Origin of the sequence: Rosenbergiella sp. YN46 (assembly GCF_036620675.1) — a bacterium.
Classification (GTDB): domain Bacteria; phylum Pseudomonadota; class Gammaproteobacteria; order Enterobacterales; family Enterobacteriaceae; genus Jejubacter.
Genome location: NZ_JAZHEE010000036.1, coordinates 26,703 through 41,914, shown reverse-complemented (window position 1 = coordinate 41,914; position 15,212 = coordinate 26,703). Strand labels below are relative to the sequence as shown.

General features: G+C 54.9%; 18 protein-coding genes. 6 read left to right on the top strand and 12 right to left on the bottom strand.

The genetic code is table 11. The features are described from left to right. The first annotated feature begins 402 nt into the window (after positions 1-402). The gene (locus V3W49_RS18990) at positions 403-972 is read left to right on the top strand and encodes a gamma carbonic anhydrase family protein (protein WP_500147609.1); all 570 of its coding nucleotides are present in this window, start codon (positions 403-405) and stop codon (positions 970-972) included. Here the strand turns inward: V3W49_RS18990 and V3W49_RS18985 are convergent. The 6 genes from V3W49_RS18985 to dprA are packed head-to-tail and all read right to left on the bottom strand — an operon-like array spanning position 933 to position 4,706. Further along, on the bottom strand, positions 933-1,184 hold the full coding sequence (locus V3W49_RS18985) for a DUF1488 family protein (protein WP_500147608.1): 252 nt from the start codon (positions 1,182-1,184) through the stop codon (positions 933-935). The two genes, V3W49_RS18990 and V3W49_RS18985, sit on opposite strands and share 40 nt — an antisense overlap. Continuing rightward, positions 1,181-1,999: a shikimate dehydrogenase gene (aroE, locus tag V3W49_RS18980; protein ID WP_500147607.1), complete on the bottom strand. Its 819-nt coding sequence runs from the start codon at positions 1,997-1,999 to the stop codon at positions 1,181-1,183. The genes V3W49_RS18985 and aroE overlap by 4 nt, the downstream gene beginning before the upstream one ends. 4 nt (positions 2,000-2,003) lie before the next feature. Further along, positions 2,004-2,555, bottom strand: coding sequence for an L-threonylcarbamoyladenylate synthase type 1 TsaC (gene tsaC / locus V3W49_RS18975; protein ID WP_500147606.1), 552 nt, complete (start codon positions 2,553-2,555; stop codon positions 2,004-2,006). A gap of 10 nt (positions 2,556-2,565) precedes the next feature. After that, positions 2,566-3,123, bottom strand: coding sequence for a DNA topoisomerase family protein (locus V3W49_RS18970; protein ID WP_500147605.1), 558 nt, complete (start codon positions 3,121-3,123; stop codon positions 2,566-2,568). 22 nt (positions 3,124-3,145) lie between these two features. Beyond that, on the bottom strand, positions 3,146-3,619 hold the full coding sequence (gene smg / locus V3W49_RS18965; protein WP_500147604.1) for a DUF494 family protein Smg: 474 nt from the start codon (positions 3,617-3,619) through the stop codon (positions 3,146-3,148). Continuing rightward, positions 3,591-4,706, bottom strand: coding sequence for a DNA-protecting protein DprA (gene dprA / locus V3W49_RS18960; RefSeq protein ID WP_500147603.1), 1,116 nt, complete (start codon positions 4,704-4,706; stop codon positions 3,591-3,593). The genes smg and dprA overlap by 29 nt, the downstream gene beginning before the upstream one ends. Positions 4,707-4,833: 127 nt before the next feature. Here dprA and def point away from each other — a divergent pair, with 127 nt between their 5' ends. From def to mscL, 5 genes are all read left to right on the top strand, one after another. Next, positions 4,834-5,349, top strand: a complete 516-nt coding sequence (gene def / locus V3W49_RS18955; RefSeq protein WP_500147602.1) for a peptide deformylase — start codon at positions 4,834-4,836, stop codon at positions 5,347-5,349. 16 nt (positions 5,350-5,365) lie between these two features. Next, complete coding sequence (fmt, locus tag V3W49_RS18950; protein ID WP_500147601.1) at positions 5,366-6,313, top strand: methionyl-tRNA formyltransferase; 948 nt, start codon at positions 5,366-5,368, stop codon at positions 6,311-6,313. A gap of 78 nt (positions 6,314-6,391) precedes the next feature. Then, entirely contained in the window at positions 6,392-7,681 is a 1,290-nt protein-coding gene (rsmB, locus tag V3W49_RS18945; protein ID WP_500147600.1) for a 16S rRNA (cytosine(967)-C(5))-methyltransferase RsmB, read from the top strand. Positions 7,682-7,727: 46 nt separating this feature from the next. Continuing rightward, positions 7,728-9,104 (top strand): Trk system potassium transporter TrkA, encoded by a 1,377-nt coding sequence (gene trkA / locus V3W49_RS18940; protein WP_500147599.1) that lies wholly within the window; start codon positions 7,728-7,730, stop codon positions 9,102-9,104. A 140-nt stretch (positions 9,105-9,244) separates the two neighbouring features. Then, positions 9,245-9,658: a large-conductance mechanosensitive channel protein MscL gene (gene mscL / locus V3W49_RS18935; protein ID WP_500147598.1), complete on the top strand. Its 414-nt coding sequence runs from the start codon at positions 9,245-9,247 to the stop codon at positions 9,656-9,658. Between the two features lie 45 nt (positions 9,659-9,703). On the opposite strand, the gene V3W49_RS18930 is transcribed toward mscL, so the two are convergent. From V3W49_RS18930 to V3W49_RS18905, 6 genes are all read right to left on the bottom strand, one after another. Continuing rightward, positions 9,704-11,317, bottom strand: a complete 1,614-nt coding sequence (locus V3W49_RS18930) for a glycoside hydrolase family 43 protein (protein WP_500147597.1) — start codon at positions 11,315-11,317, stop codon at positions 9,704-9,706. Between the two features lie 17 nt (positions 11,318-11,334). Then, positions 11,335-12,720 (bottom strand): glycoside-pentoside-hexuronide (GPH):cation symporter, encoded by a 1,386-nt coding sequence (locus tag V3W49_RS18925; RefSeq protein WP_500147595.1) that lies wholly within the window; start codon positions 12,718-12,720, stop codon positions 11,335-11,337. 265 nt (positions 12,721-12,985) lie between these two features. Next, positions 12,986-13,225 (bottom strand): alternative ribosome-rescue factor A, encoded by a 240-nt coding sequence (locus V3W49_RS18920; protein WP_500147593.1) that lies wholly within the window; start codon positions 13,223-13,225, stop codon positions 12,986-12,988. A gap of 93 nt (positions 13,226-13,318) precedes the next feature. Then, on the bottom strand, positions 13,319-13,687 hold the full coding sequence (locus tag V3W49_RS18915; RefSeq protein WP_500147591.1) for a DnaJ family domain-containing protein: 369 nt from the start codon (positions 13,685-13,687) through the stop codon (positions 13,319-13,321). Positions 13,688-13,794: 107 nt separating this feature from the next. Continuing rightward, the gene (gene rplQ / locus V3W49_RS18910; RefSeq protein ID WP_138094396.1) at positions 13,795-14,181 is read right to left on the bottom strand and encodes a 50S ribosomal protein L17; all 387 of its coding nucleotides are present in this window, start codon (positions 14,179-14,181) and stop codon (positions 13,795-13,797) included. A 40-nt stretch (positions 14,182-14,221) separates the two neighbouring features. Further along, the gene (locus V3W49_RS18905) at positions 14,222-15,211 is read right to left on the bottom strand and encodes a DNA-directed RNA polymerase subunit alpha (RefSeq protein WP_500147589.1); all 990 of its coding nucleotides are present in this window, start codon (positions 15,209-15,211) and stop codon (positions 14,222-14,224) included. Between the last annotated feature and the right edge of the window lies 1 nt (position 15,212).

The window sequence follows — 15,212 nt, the reverse complement described above, 5'->3', positions numbered from 1 at the left end:
TAGCGTCTTGCGACGTTCAGGATATCAGTGCTTTCGAGTGCCCACACAGATTGTCTGATAAATTGTTAAAGAGCAGTTGCGACGGGGCTGAGCCTCACATCGCGAGGTGGCGTATAATACGCTTTCCTCTTTCAGAGTCAAGCCTAATTTTTCAGGCTTTTCCCCTTGTCGGGCCGACCAATTGTGTGAAGTGATTCACGTTGTCGTCTCAACGGAGGCGCATTATAGGGATCCCATTTTTTAGCACAAGCCTTTTTTCGATCTTTTCTTTCAAGTGATGTTTTTTCAGCCTTTCCGTTGAGATCCTGAACGATCCGCCGCAGATTTGTCACTTTTCATCCTTGCGACGCGCCAGAAAAGCGCCCACAGTCTTAAGAAAGACCATTTAACGATGAGGTAGCTATGGCTGAAGTTCTCCGTCCCTATAAGGGTCTTGCGCCCCAGATTGGGCAGCGCGTAATGCTGGATGCATCCAGCGTAGTGATCGGCGATGTCCGACTGGCCGATGACGTCAGTATCTGGCCGCTGGTTGCGATCCGCGGCGACGTCAACACAGTCTCAATTGGCGCACGCACCAATATTCAGGATGGCTGCGTGCTGCACGTGACTCATAAATCCGCCAGCAAACCCGAAGGCAATCCTCTGATAGTGGGGGAAGAGGTTACCGTCGGTCATAAGGCGATGCTGCATGGCTGCATCATAGGTAACCGGGTGCTGATCGGTATGGGTTCGATTCTTTTAGATGGTGCCGTCATTGAAGATAATGTCGTGATCGGCGCCGGTAGCCTTGTGCCACAGAATAAGCGCCTGGAGAGTGGTTATCTCTATCTGGGGAGCCCGGTGAAACAAATTCGTCCTCTGAAGCCCGAAGAGCGTGAAGGGTTGAAATACTCCGCTAACAACTACGTAAAATGGAAAGATGACTACCTGGCTCAGGAAAGCCAGAGCCAGCCGGACTCATCTTCTTCCTGATCGCGAATGCGCTGTTCCGCTTCTTCTTCAAGATCCCAACGTCGGCTCCGGAACAGCGCAAGCGGTTCGTCAGTTGTACCATAGCGCGCCACCAACGTATTGCCACGAATGGCGCAGGTCAACTGCATACCTCCGACCAGCGCCGGAAAACAAACAGCCTGACCTGCCTCGTCCCAGGTTTCACGTTCAGGAAACTGGATCGTTTGATTCACGGCGCCATTTCCTGCTTCAACGCCGCAATAACCGGTTCGATCTCCGGCAGTTTGCCATGCCATAGCAGGAAGGCGTGTGCCGCCTGCCCCACCAGCATTCCCAGGCCATCTGCATAGCGCTGTACGCCGCCATCCAGGCACCAGCGCAGGAAGGGCGTTAATCCCTGCTGGTAAAACATATCGTAGCCGCGAACATGGTGATTCAGTATTGATGCCGGTAACGCCGGCACCTCACCGCTTAAGCCGCTGGATGTCGCATTAATGATAAGATCAAATTCATGACCTTCGATCGCCGACATCTCCAGCGCACTGACGCTGCCGGTATGGTTAAAGAGTTGAGCCAGTTCCCGGGCCCGGGAAAAAGTTCGATTCACAATCGTGACCGGGCAGTCCAGAGAAAGCAGCGGCAGAAGTGCGCCCCGCGCCGCGCCTCCGGCACCCACCAGCAGGATTCGGTAGCCAGGGCGGATCAACTGCAGACGTTCCAGATCGCTGAGTAGTCCCACACCATCGGTGTTATCGCCCAATAATCGGCCATCATCCAGGCACTTAAGCGTATTAACAGCCCCAGCCAGTGAGGCACGCTCGGTCAGTTCATCCGCCCGGGCAAATGCCTGCTCTTTAAAAGGCACGGTCACGTTAGCCCCCCGGCCGCCGGTCATAAAGAAATGCTCAAGCGTCGACACAAAGTCATCCATCGGGGCCAGTACACGTCCATAGGGATGAACGATATTCAGCTGTTCCGCAAACTGGCGATGAATAAATGGTGATTTACTGTGTGCAATCGGATTACCGAAAACAGCGTAGGTTTCCATGCTATTACCCCTGACGAATAAGTTCGCCGGTCAAGGCATCACGAATTTCAGAAGGATTCTGGCGTCCGCCGGTTTCCCCGAGCAGGACAGGGAAGTCTGCGCCAAACTGCTCAGCCACTTCCCGGGCACTGCGACACGGCGGTTGCCCGCTCAGATTGGCGCTGGTCGAAACCAGCGGTTTGCCGTATGCCCGGCACAACGTCACCACCAGAGGATGATTGGTCACGCGTACCGCCAGCGAATTAAAGCGGCCCGTCAGCCAACGCGGCGTGCTCGGCTTTGCTGGAAACACAAAGGTTACCGGCCCCGGCCAGCGGGAAAATATGGATTCACGCTGCATCTCATTTAGCATGCTGTCATCGATGTACGGCGTAAGCTGCGAATAATCCGCCGCAATCAGAATCAGCCCTTTCTCTACCGGGCGTTGTTTCAGCGCCAGCAGACGGTTAACCGCGGCTTCACTATCAGGATCGCAGCCAACGCCAAACACGGCTTCTGTTGGATAAGCGATAACTTGTTGTTGATTAAGGAGAGCGATAATCTCCTCTGTAGACATGTCAGGGGGGTTATTCTTCACAGGCTGATTGGGCCGGAATCGGCTTTCCACATTGTTTACTCGCGCAAAAACGTTTTACACCATGCGCGGTCTTCTTCTCGATAAGCAGCGGGTAGTGACATTCAGGACACTCACCCACCACCGGTTTAAAATTGATGGCGAACTGACAGGCCGGATAACGATCGCAGGAATGGAAGGTTTTGCCGTAGCGGGAACGCCGCTGCACCAGGTGCCCCTGCCCGCACTGAGGGCAAGGAATTGCGGTATCGTCAGGTTTATCGATAAGTTCCGTATGTTCGCAGGCGGGGTAGCCGGTGCAGCCAATAAACATACCAAAGCGCCCCTGGCGTAAAACCAGATCGCGACCGCATTCCGGACACTGCTGCCCCTCCAGCACTTTAATGACATGTCCATCCGCCTGATTCTTCAATGGTCGAATGTAGTCACATGCCGGATAGTGGGAGCAGCCCAGAAACGGGCCATGTTTCCCGGAGCGTATAACTAACTCTGCCCCACAGCAGGGGCAGAGTTCCTGATTGCTTACATCAAATAGTGCCGGTTTGGCCATAGGAATTTATCGAACCGCTGCGTTAGTGCAGCTGGCCTTCGCTGGTTTCAAACAGTAACTCTTCCATCTGCTGATAGGCATTTTCGCATCCCGGGATGTTAAACAGCACCATCAACACTACCCATTTAAGGTCTTCAAGATCGAACTCGTCGGCGTCCAGCGCCATGACGCGCTCAATCACCATTTCACGTGTTTCAAGGTTTAGCACCTGAATCTGCTCAAGAAACAGCAGGAAACCCCGGCAGTCGGCATCTAAACGACGGCGTTCATCCTCAGTGTAGATACGCATGGAGAGCGGATCGGCAGCCAACTGCATCGGCTCTGCCAGCCCATCCTGATAATCGGCCAGTTTTTCCAGCCACATCAGGGCGTTATAAATATCTTCCCGCTCAAAACCAACGTCCGTCAAATCACGGGTCAGTTTGTCCTGATCCACGCGCGCTTCCGGCTCAGTATGGATATAGGTTTCAAACAAATACATTAGTACGTCGAACATGGCCTGCCCTCCTCAATCGGACATAGCCGCCGGGTACAGCTGCGATCCATCCTGCTAACTCCAGTTCAAGTAATTGAGCCACTGTCACTGGCACAGGTTGGCCGGCACGTTCAGCGACGACGTCAACAGGTGTAACCTCATCTCCTACGTTAGCCAGGAGGTGGGCAAATGGCAATGGGGGGACTTCGCGATCTGTGGGATTATTGTCCGCATTCGCTAAAGAAGGAAGCCAGCATAGCTCATTTTGTAAATTATCGATAATGTCCTGAGGTTCGGTAACCGCAATCGCCCCCTGCTTGATCAACCAATGGGTTCCTTCGCTACCGGGGCTACCGATAGCGCCTGGCAGCGCAAACAGTTCCCTTCCCTGATCCAAAGCGTAGCGTGCTGTGGTCAGAGAGCCACTACGTAATGAGGCTTCTACCACCAGTACCCCGCGGCTGAGTCCACTAATAATTCGGTTACGACGAGGAAAATGGTAAGGCAGCGCTGGCGCATCCAGCGGAAACTCAGAAACAATCGCGCCGCCCTGTCCGATAATCTGTTCGGCCAGTTGCCTGTGGCGTCGCGGATAAATCGTTGCCAGCCCGTTACCCAGTACCGCCAGCGTTTTGCCTTGCGCGGCCAGCGCGCCCCGATGGGCGACGGCATCGATACCTAATGCCAGTCCACTCACGATAGACAGCCCGGCAGCCGCCAGCGCATACGCAAAATGTTCCCCCCAGCGGGCGCCATACCAGGAATGGTTACGGCTGCCGACGATCGCCAGTTGTTCGCTTCGCAGCAGCGACGGATTGCCTTTTAGCATCAGCGCGCCGGGAAACCAGTCGATGGCTCGTAACTGTAACGGATATTCTGGCGCCAGCGCCGTGATCAGATGATTTTCCGGCTGTTCCAGCCAGCGATACGCCCGTTCCAGCGCCGCCGGCGCCACGCTGTTAAACTGCATACGCTGCTGCAAGGTCAGGCCCCGCAGCGCTTCATCAATCCCCGACGAGGCTGTAAATCGGGTCGCCGCCACCGTCATCTTTTCGCCGCTGAAATATTGCACCGCCATTAAGCGCAGCCAGAACTCTGTCTCATCCATGTCCGCCTCCCGGCACAGGCCGCCCGACAATCCCTGCGATTGGTGACTGATGCTGTCAATCAGGGGGCGATTTGTCTAGAATAAAGGTCATAATCCTTTCAATCGTTGAATACAGATCCGGATAGTTATGTCAGTTTTGCAGGTATTACATGTTCCCGACGAGCGTCTGCGCAAAGTTGCTGAGCCCGTCAAAGAAGTGAATGCGGAAATTCAGCGTATCGTCGATGATATGTTCGAGACAATGTACGCCGAAGAAGGCATTGGCCTGGCCGCAACCCAGGTCAACATCCACCAGCGAATTATCGTTATCGACGTTTCAGAAAACCGCGACGAGCGCCTGGTACTGATTAATCCTGAGCTGCTGGAAAAAAGCGGCGAAACCGGAATCGAAGAGGGTTGCCTTTCCATTCCCGAACAGCGCGCGTTGGTGCCCCGCGCCGAGAACGTAAAAATTCGCGCCCTCGATCGCGACGGTAAAGAATATGAACTGGAAGCCGACGGCCTGCTGGCAATCTGTATCCAGCACGAGATGGATCACCTGATGGGCAAACTGTTTATCGATTATCTGTCGAAGATGAAACGCGATCGCATCGTACAGAAAGTCGAAAAACTGGATCGCCTGAAGGCGCGTGCCGCCAGCTAAACAGACAGGGAATAACGTGTCCGAATCACTCCGTATTATTTTTGCCGGTACGCCGGACTTCGCAGCGCGTCACCTAGACGCGCTGTTCGCGTCTGAGCACCAGGTGGTTGGCGTTTTCACGCAGCCGGATCGCCCGGCGGGCCGTGGTAAAAAACTGATGCCCAGCCCGGTGAAAGCTCTGGCTCAGGAAAAAGGCATCCCCGTTTTCCAGCCCGCTTCGCTGCGACCGGAAGAAAACCAGCAGTTGGTCGCCAATTTAAATGCCGACGTTATGGTGGTGGTGGCCTATGGCCTGATCCTGCCCAAAGCCGTACTGGCGATGCCTCGCCTGGGCTGTATTAACGTTCATGGCTCCCTGCTGCCGCGCTGGCGCGGTGCGGCGCCAATTCAGCGCGCTCTGTGGGCCGGCGATGCTGAAACCGGCGTGACCATCATGCAGATGGATGTCGGTCTGGATACCGGCGATATGTTGTATAAGCTCGCCTGCCCCATTACTGCGCAGGACACCAGCGCCACGCTGTATGACAGGCTCGCTGAGCTCGGCCCTGAAGGATTGCTGGCAACGCTGACGCAGCTGGCAAGCAATCAGGCCCGTGCGGAAAAACAGGATGAAGCGCAGGCCACCTATGCCGAGAAACTGAGTAAAGAAGAGGCCCGCCTGGACTGGTCGCTTTCTGCGGCCCAGCTTGAGCGCTGCATTCGCGCGTTCACCCCCTGGCCGGTAAGTTACTTCACCGTGGGCGAGCAGCCGGTTAAGGTGTGGCAGGCCTCGGTCATCGATGCTCCGGTTGGAGCCGAACCAGGTACCATTCTCGAAGCCAGCAAGCAAGGCATTCAAATCGCCACCGCCGACGGCGTGCTTAATCTGGAGATACTGCAACCGGCAGGTAAAAAGCCAATGGCGGCCCGCGACCTGCTGAACTCGCGCCGCGAGTGGTTCGAGCCAGGCAACCGCCTGGCCTGACGACCAGACAGACTCACGCCCGGAAGGCACCTTCCGGGCATTTTTGTTTTTAACGCGGGCACAGAACCAATCCAGTCTATGAAAAAGAACACAAACCTCCGCAGCCTGGCAGCCCAGTCCATCGAACAGGTAGTGGAAAAAGGGCAATCCCTGAGTAACGTGCTGCCTGTTATGCAAAATAAAGTGTCAGAGAAAGATCGGGCGCTGTTACAGGAGCTGTGCTTCGGCGTGCTGCGCACTCTCCCTCAGTTGGAGTGGCTGGCCGCTCAGCTAATGGCTCGCCCGATGACCGGGAAACAGCGCATCGTCCATTATCTGATCCTGGTGGGAATCTATCAGTTGATTCACACCCGCATTCCGGCCCATGCGGCGCTGGCGGAAACCGTTGAAGGTGCGGTAGTTCTGCGGAAAATGCAGTTTAAGGGGCTGATTAACGGCGTCCTGCGCAACTTCCAGCGTCGTCAGCAGGAGTTGCTGGCGCAGGCGGAAAAGAACGACTGCCGCTGGCTGCATCCCGAATGGCTGTTGGCCCGGCTACGCAAAGCATATCCCCGGCAGTGGCAGAGCATCGTCGAGGCAAATAACCAGCGCCCTCCGATGTGGCTACGGGTTAACCGCCAGCACGGCAGCCGCGATGCCTGGCTTGAACGCCTGAAAGCGCAGGAAATCAACGGGCATCCACACCCGCGCTATCGGGATGCGGTTCGGCTGGATTTCCCACTGCCGGTGCAGGCGCTCCCCGGTTTCGAACAGGGCGATGTCACCGTTCAGGATGCTTCGGCTCAGGGCTGTGTCGATCTGCTGGCCCCCCAAAACGGCGAGGCAATCCTAGATCTCTGCGCCGCACCGGGCGGTAAGACCACCCATATTCTGGAAGCCGCTCCCGACGCTGCGGTCATGGCGGTGGATGTCGATGAACAGCGCCTGAAGCGCGTGCATGAGAACCTGGCGCGTCTGGGGATGAAGGCCGAAGTAAAATGCGGCGATGGGCGCTTTCCTGCACAGTGGTGTGGCGAACAGCATTTTGATCGTATTCTGCTGGATGCCCCCTGTTCCGCAACCGGCGTTATTCGCCGCCATCCCGATATAAAATGGCTGCGACGCGATCGGGACATCGACGAGCTGGCGCAGCTCCAGGCAGAGATTCTCGACGCTGTATGGCCGCATCTGAAACCAGGCGGTACCATGGTCTATGCGACCTGCTCCATCCTGCCACAGGAGAACAGTGAGCAGATCGCCGCGTTTCTTAGCCGACATTCCGACGCCCGTCTGGTGGAAACCGGTACGCCTGCGCAACCAGGTATTCAAAACCTGCCAGCTGCAGATGAAGGCGATGGCTTCTTTTACGCTAAGCTAATCAAGGGCTAATCCGCGACAGTGGATTAGGTTTACAGCATCAACGAAGCGATATGCGATGAAGATAATTATTCTCGGCGCGGGCCAGGTCGGCGGTACGCTGGCGGAAAACCTGGTCGGTGAAAATAACGATATCACCGTGGTCGATACCAACGGCGATCGGCTACACAGCCTACAGGATAAATTCGACCTGCGCGTGGTGCAGGGCCATGGTTCCCATCCCCGGGTACTGCGTGATGCCGGCGCCGACGATGCCGACATGCTGGTCGCGGTTACCAGCTCTGACGAAACCAATATGATCGCCTGCCAGGTGGCCTATTCGCTGTTTAATACGCCAAACCGCATCGCCCGTATCCGCGCGCCGGAATATGTCCGCGATGCCGAGCGACTATTCACGCCGGAGGCCGTGCCCATCGACCACCTGATAGCGCCCGAACAGCTGGTCATCGACAGTATTTACCGGCTAATTGAATACCCCGGTGCCTTGCAGGTGGTGAACTTCGCCGAAGGCAAGGTAGCGCTGGCGGTAGTGAAGGCCTATTATGGCGGCCCGCTGGTCGGCAACGCGCTGTCAACGATGCGCGAGCACATGCCGCATATCGATACCCGCGTCGCGGCGATTTTCCGCCACGATCGGCCGATTCGCCCGCAAGGATCCACCATTGTCGAAGCTGGCGACGAAGTGTTCTTTATTGCCGCTTCCCAACACATTCGGGCGGTGATGAGCGAACTTCAGCGTCTGGAGAAGCCCTACAAGCGTATTATGCTGGTCGGTGGCGGCAATATCGGCGCCGGTCTGGCTCAGCGTCTGGAAAAGGATTACAGCGTGAAGCTGATCGAGCGCGATCAGCAGCGCGCCGCCGAACTGGCGGAGATGCTGCAGGACACTATCGTGTTCTATGGCGATGCGTCGGATCAGGAGCTGCTGGCCGAAGAGCATATCGATCAGGTGGATCTGTTTATCGCCGTCACCAACGATGATGAGGCCAACATCATGTCAGCGATGCTGGCCAAACGCCTGGGCGCCAAAAAAGTAATGGTGCTTATCCAACGACGTGCCTACGTCGACCTGGTGCAGGGCAGCGTGATTGATATTGCAATTTCACCTCAGCAGGCGACCATTTCTGCGCTGCTCAGCCACGTGCGTAAAGCGGATATCGTCGGCGTCTCTTCCCTGCGTCGCGGCGTCGCGGAAGCCATTGAAGCCGTGGCCCACGGTGACGAAAGCACCTCACGCGTGGTCGGCCGGGTCATCAGCGAAATTAAGCTGCCGCCCGGCACTATTATCGGCGCGGTCGTGCGCGGCAACGATGTGATGATAGCCAATGACGATCTGCGTATAGAGCAGGGCGATCACGTGATTATGTTCCTGACGGATAAGAAGTTTGTTTCCGATGTGGAACGCCTGTTCCAGCCCAGTCCCTTCTTTCTGTAACGCTCAGGCGGCGTCTGCCGCCCTTATAAAATCCCTTAATTTTCAGTGGATAACCCAGGATATTCTCCAGCCGCACAAATGGCAAAGCAGACGGCTTCTGTTAAACTTAGGCGTGTCGGCATATACATGGAGTAATAACAATGAGCTTTTTTAAAGAGTTCCGCGAATTCGCGATGCGCGGAAACGTGGTGGATTTGGCAGTAGGTGTCATCATTGGCGCGGCCTTCGGCAAAATCGTTTCGTCACTGGTCGCAGATATTATTATGCCGCCGCTGGGGTTACTGATCGGCGGTATTGACTTTAAGCAATTTGCCTGGACGCTTAAGGAAGCCGTCGGCGATACTCCGGCTGTGGTTATTAATTACGGCGTCTTCCTGCAAAACGTGTTTGATTTTGTGATTGTCGCACTGGCGATATTTATGATTATCAAACTGATCAACAACCTGCATAAGAAAAAAGAAGAGGCTCCGGCAGCACCGCCAGAACCGACCAAAGAAGAAGTTCTGCTGGGCGAGATCCGCGATCTGCTGAAAGAGCGTAACGGCAAATCTTGATTCCCACTGGCGGCTACCCGGCCGTAGCCGCCAGACTTTCACATATTATCCCGGTAGATAACTGAAATAATCGAAGTCAGCGTGACAGCCGTCGCCGCTTATATCCTCGCAGTGTAGTCCGACAAACGCGCCGGTGAAGAATCCTCGCCCGGCGATATAATCATCTGACAGTTTCCAGGCTTCAAAGCTCAACGGTACGCGCTGCCAGCGCGCGCCATCGAACGAGTAGCTGTAGTGATAACTGAGATGATCGACTTCCACTCTCAGCCAGACGAAGGATACCTCTTCCGGAACCAGGATTGGCTCTTCGTACAGATGCCAGCCCGGTACGTTGCGATCCAACTGGATAATCTTAAGCGTTCTCCCCCTGCCCTCTTCCCGATCCATAAAGAAGTAGCTCCAGTTCCTGGTGTTGTAGTAGCAGGTCAGCCCCGCGCTCTGCTGGAAGTGAGCGGGATCAAACTGCATACAGGTTTCAGCCCGGAAACGGAAATGCTGCCAGCGCCTGGCGACAGTAGCCTGCGCAAAGGTCGAGACCAGGGAGTCATTGCCGTAGAGACGCAGAAATCCTTCACGGGCACTCAACGACCCCAGGCGATCGTCGAACGGAATGCGCAGCGTCTGGAGTGCAGGATCGAGTGTCAAATTGTCGAAGTCATCACGCCACGCCTCACTTTGCAGAACCTCACACTTTGCCGTTCCCGGCCCCGGGATTTGCACACCGCCCTGTTTTCCTCCTTCTACATAAGGCCAACCGTCCTGCCAGCCAATACGGGCGATAGCAGTTTCACGCCCCAGCGGGCAGTAACCACGGCCACCGGCTGCCAGCAGAGGAACCCCGGGCAATCGCAGAGGTCGGCTGGCCAGATAGGCCATAAACCACTCACCGTCCGGTGTGTTAACCAACGAGCCGTGGCCGCTTTTCTGCAATGAATGTTCGGGTGCATCCCAGGTTGTCATAATTGTGGTATCGGGATGCAGTTCATAAGGGCCTTCCGGCGCTCCGGACCGTAATACCACCACGGCATGCTCATAGCTGGTCCCACCTTCCGCCACGACCAGGTAGTAATAACCATCACGCTGATACAGATGTGGTCCTTCGGTATAACGCAGCGCCGTACCGGTAAACAGCGTTTTGCGCTGCGGAGATAGCCGTCTCTCCTGAGGAAAATATTCCTGAATCACGATAGTACAGTGCGGATCGCTGTGATGGCGCGGCCCCCAGGGGCGATAAAGATAATATTTACGCCCGTCATTGTCGTGAAACAGCGAAGGATCGAACCCGCCATTGCCCATCGGGATCGGCTCACTCCATGGCCCTTCGATCGAAGGGGCTGTCACCAGATAGTTACGGCCGTTTTTCCACGGTGAATCCACTACCTTAACATCGGTATAGACCAGCCAGAACAGACCATCCGCATAGCTCAGACAGGGCGCCCAGATACCACCGGAATCCGGGTTTCCCCTCATATCAAGCTGCGATACGCGATCCAGTGGGCAAGCCGCAAGCGTCCAGTTATTGAGATCCCTGGAATGGTAGATTCGTACACCGGGGAACCATTCGAATGTGGAAGTAGCAATGTAGTAATCCTCTCCGCACCGGCAAATGGACGGATCGGGATGAAAGCCTTTCAGTACAGGATTGGTTATTGTGGACATTATCTTCTCCCTGCTGATTAACTGGACATGGTGACGGTCGATGAGGCTGGCTCCTGCCCCTGAGAGGGCAGCCGGCGATTTTTCTCTAACTGGCGACTGATCTCTTCCACTCTACGGCTGTCCAGCTTGTAAAAGTGCAGCATGGCGAACATGCCTGCATAGAGTACGACGGGAACAATACAAAACAGCACCCGGATTGATGTCAGCACAAGTTCCGGCTGCGCGGCGGTGCTGGAAGAGTAATTGACAGCGGCAAGGATCCAGCCAATAAGCGCACCGCCAAACGCCAGCCCGATTTTGAGGCTGAAGAGATAGGTCGAAAACACCAGGCCGTCCAGACGACGACCGCTACGGCTCTCTTCGTAATCAACCACGTCGGAGGCCATCAGCCACTGTAGCGGCGTGGTGGTATTAAAGATAAACAGGAACAGAATATTCAGGGCAAACAACAGAGCAATGCGATCCGCCGGAATAAAGAAAATCAACAGGCTAATCAACGAGTAGATAATAATTATCCAGCGGAACGCGACAAGGCGATCGAAACGCCCCAACAGCCGGGAAGAGCACAGAGAGCCAAACATGGTTGCAATGCTGCCATAGAGCAGAAACTGCGTTGCCAGCGCCGGATGATCCATCACATATTTCACAAAGTAGAGGGTGGCACCGCCACGAACCACCGTGGAACAGGTCGCCATCATTTTGAAAGCGCACATAATTCGCCACTGACCGTTGCCCAACAGTAATCGGAGGTCGCGCACTACCGAAGCCCCTGGCTGAGGAGCAAACTGATAGCGTTCACGGGTGGCGAAGAAGCAGATATACAGCAGAACCACACCAGTAATGCCCAGCACGCACATCGCCCCAAAGTATCCCACTCGCTCATCGCCCTGGCCAATCAGACCAACCAGCGGCAAAGCGATCCCGCTGATCGCCAGCGCCCCCGCCGCCGCCAGGAAGAACCGCCAGGACTGTAGCGCATGGCGCTGTTTAGGATCGTTGGTCAGCGTGCCCGGCATAGCGCAGTAAGGCACATTGATAAAGGTGTAGACCAGGGTCAGCAGAATATAGGTCACGCAGGCATAGACTATCTTACCGGTTTGAGAAAAATCAGGTGTATAGAAAGTCATGATGCAGACAATGCCAAATGGAATCGCCCCCCAGAGCAGGTAGGGGCGGAACTGGCCATAACGCGTACGCGTGCGGTCAACCAGCAATCCCATAAGCGGATCGGTAACCGCATCCAGGATCCGCGAGATCAGGAACAGAGTGCCCATCACTCCCGCCGACAGCCCAAAAACATCTGTGTAAAAATAGGCCAGCAGAAACATGGTTGCCTGCCAGACGAAGCCGCAGGCGGTGTCCCCCAGACCGTAACCAATCTTATCTTTCAGCGTTAACGCCATTTCGGCCCCCAACCAGAAGTAAGTGGATTAAAGGAATCTACAAAATGGGTGATACAGCGACTGGCATTCTGTAAGAAAAGCACCTTTATGCTGAGCACCAGAGCAGTTTCAGCCAGATCAGTATGGAAAGAGTCGGCTTTGGGCAATAGTGATCAATTCTGGTTTAGGCATTACGATTTTTGGTTTTTGTGATATTTAGCCAGGAATAAAACCTTTAAATATCATAACACTATCGATTAATAACTGGGGGTTATCGGAACAGGAATTAGTAAGAGAGGGAAGAAGGAAAGAGAACAGGACAAGACAGAAGGGCAGTGGTAAAAAAGCGCGTCGCTTGCTTGCCGCTGCCCTCCTGCCAGGCCTTACCGCTATGTTTGGCCTTACGCTTGTAGCTCCCTTTGCCTTTGCTGTTCTTTTCTACCCGCTGGCGAAAAAGGGGATCGTGCAACAAGGCTTCCAGTGCATTATCCTGGATCTTGCCGCGTTTGTGCTGATAGCGACTCATAAAATAAACCTTCTGGTCATGGATAAGAATGGTGGTATTACCGAATATGGCGCTATTATGCGCCGCGATATCTGGGGCTGCAACCTGACAGCGCTACGCTTCAGGCAGCCGCTGGCGCAGCTTATCAGCGTAATCACCATACAAAAAGTCAGTGTCAAGACCGGCCTGACGCAGGCGTAGCTCCAGCAGAGAAAGGCGTTTACTGATGGCCTTATAGTCCGGATGCTGCTGCTGAACCCCTTTCAGTAAATCCGCCAGTTCAATCGCCTCTTTGCGCATCTCCAGTTCTGGTGGCAGGCAACCTGCGTTTTTCAGTAGCCGATAACCGGCGCGCAGTTCCGCTGGAACATGGGAATCATCGTCAAGTTCAAGGGGTTCACCGCTGCCCGGCAAATCATCCAGTTCCCCTTTACGCTGCGCTTCCAGGATATGGCGCTCGGCCCATTCATCAATCAACCACATCGTGTATCTCCGTGGGAGTTATGAAATAAGAGTACGAGGATTTATGAAAGGAGGAAACGCCAGAGATAAAAAAACCCGCCGGAGCGGGTTTTTTTACATGCGGCAGATTACTCTGCAGCAGCTTCTGCTTGCGGCTCAGGGCGATCCAGCAGCTCGATGTATGCCATCGGCGCGTTATCACCTGCGCGGAAGCCACACTTCAGAATGCGAGTGTAACCACCTGCACGGCTCGCGAAACGCGGGCCCAGCTCGTTAAACAGTTTTGCCACGATCTCGTTATCACGAGTACGGGCGAATGCCAGACGACGATTAGCTACGCTGTCGGTCTTGGCAAGAGTAATCAGCGGCTCAACTACGCGACGCAGCTCTTTCGCTTTCGGCAGGGTCGTCTTGATTATCTCATGACGAACCAGAGAGCCTGCCATGTTGCGGAACATAGCCTGGCGATGGCTGCTGTTGCGGTTCAGTTGACGACCACTCTTACGATGGCGCATGACCTTATCCTTCTCAGTAAAACCTTAACCTGCGATCCGGTTATTCGTCAGCAATGCTTGCCGGCGGCCAGTTTTCCAGGCGCATGCCCAGAGACAGACCACGTGAGGCCAGCACGTCTTTAATCTCGGTAAGAGATTTTTTACCCAGGTTAGGCGTTTTAAGCAGCTCAACCTCGGTACGCTGTACCAGATCACCGATGTAGTGGATAGCTTCTGCCTTAAGGCAGTTAGCAGAGCGGACAGTCAATTCCAGATCGTCAACAGGGCGCAGCAGGATCGGATCGAATTCTGGTTTCTCTTCTTTCACTTCCGGCTGACGTACATCACGCAGGTCAACGAAAGCTTCCAGTTGTTCGGCCAGGATGGTTGCCGCACGACGAATCGCCTCTTCAGGATCGATAGTGCCGTTGGTTTCCATTTCGATGACCAGCTTGTCCAGGTCGGTACGTTGCTCAACACGCGCTGCTTCAACATTGTAGGCAATACGCTCTACAGGGCTGTAGCAAGCGTCGACCAGCAGACGACCGATCGGGCGCTCATCTTCTTCCGAATGAATTCGGGCAGACGCCGGAACATAACCACGGCCGCGCTGAACTTTGATACGCATGCTAATAGACGCGTTTTCATCAGTCAGGTGGCAGATCACATGCTGCGGCTTGACGATTTCGACATCACCGTCGTGGGTGATATCGGCTGCGGTTACAGGGCCAATGCCAGATTTATTCAGGGTAAGAATAACTTCATCTTTGCCCTGAACTTTCACCGCCAGCCCTTTCAGGTTGAGCAGGATTTCCAGGATATCTTCCTGAACGCCTTCTTTGGTGCTGTACTCATGAAGTACACCATCAATCTCAACCTCGGTCACCGCGCAACCCGGCATCGATGAAAGCAGAATACGGCGCAGTGCGTTACCCAGAGTATGGCCAAAGCCACGCTCTAAAGGTTCAAGGGTCACCTTGGCGTGCGTCGAACTCACTTGCTCGATATCTACCAGGCGCGGTTTTAGAAACTCTGTCACAGAACCCTGCATT